Origin of the sequence: Burkholderia sp. HI2714 (assembly GCF_002223085.1) — a bacterium.
GTDB lineage: Bacteria > Pseudomonadota > Gammaproteobacteria > Burkholderiales > Burkholderiaceae > Burkholderia > Burkholderia lata_D.
Genome location: NZ_NKFM01000155.1, coordinates 1 through 1,110, shown reverse-complemented (window position 1 = coordinate 1,110; position 1,110 = coordinate 1). Strand labels below are relative to the sequence as shown.

General features: G+C 58.4%; 1 protein-coding gene. It reads right to left on the bottom strand.

Features of this window, described 5'->3' with window-relative positions; all coding sequences use genetic code 11:
• Positions 1 to 32: 32 nt before the first annotated feature.
• Positions 33 to 1,067 carry an IS630 family transposase gene (locus CFB82_RS41600; protein WP_089487971.1) on the bottom strand — a complete coding sequence of 345 codons (1,035 nt, stop codon included), beginning with the start codon at positions 1,065 to 1,067 and terminating at the stop codon, positions 33 to 35.
• Positions 1,068 to 1,110 lie beyond the last annotated feature (43 nt).

Sequence of the window (1,110 nt, the reverse complement as noted above, 5' to 3'; positions counted from 1 at the left end):
TACTGACCAGTTCATCAAATAGTGCGTAATATTCAAGCGGCGTAACGGACATGTTTCTCGTTGAACAGGTTACGAATCACGTGAGGTTCCTTCTGGCGACGATGCAAATGGCTCCGGACATGCCGGATCATTGCCGCTTTGTTGGTCGGGCGGCTCTTGCCGAGCGCGTTGGTTTTCACGTCCTGATTCAGCAACTCATCCGGGTTCAACTCGGGACAGTAGCCTGGCAGGCGGATCAGGCGCAGGCGATCCGCGTGCTCGGCGACGAACTGCTTGATAGCAACAGACCGGTGGACCGGATGCCCATCGACAATCAGGTAGATCTTCCGGGTAGCCTGCTTGAGCATGCGCTTCAGGAATTCGATGAACGTCGCGTTCTTGAACGTGCCCTCGAAGACCATGAAGCTCAGCTCCCCGCGATTGGTGATGGCCGAAATCATGTTGCAACTGAAGCGTTTCCCGGTGGCACGCACGATTGGCGTTTGCCCTTTGAGGGCAAAGCTTGTTCCGCTGACGTGATCACTGCGCAATCCCATTTCGTCGCCCCAGTAGATCGTTGCCTGCTCCCGCTTCGCCTCTTTGGCGATCTGCGGATAGTCTTCGTTCAGCCAGCGCTCGATCGCCGCATCGTTTCGCTCGTACGCTCGCCGGACCGGTTTCTGGGCACTCATGCCCCATGCTTTCAAGTACCGGCCAGCCGTGGTCGCCGACACCGTGATGCCGTACTCCCGCTCGATCAATTGCGCCACCGATTCGCGCGTCCACAGGTAGAACGGCAGAGCCAATTGGTCGGGCATCCGTTTGATGATCATCTTGCGAATCCCGACCGCCTGCCGGTGATTCAGTCGGCCGCTTCCCGCGCGGCGGCCGCGCTTGCCGGCTCTGAGCGCTCTCAGTCCGCCTTCTCGTGCGGTCTTCATCCACTTGCTCACCGCTCGCACGCTAACCTTGTAGGTCTTCGCCGCCGCAGTTTGCGTCATTCCGTCACGCACGGCTTCGACCACCGTCTTCCTCAGGTACGCCTGCGTCGCCTGATCCAACTTTCGGGCATCAGTTTTCGTCTTCATACCCGTATAACGCACCACGAACTATTTGGTGCACTCGTCAGTA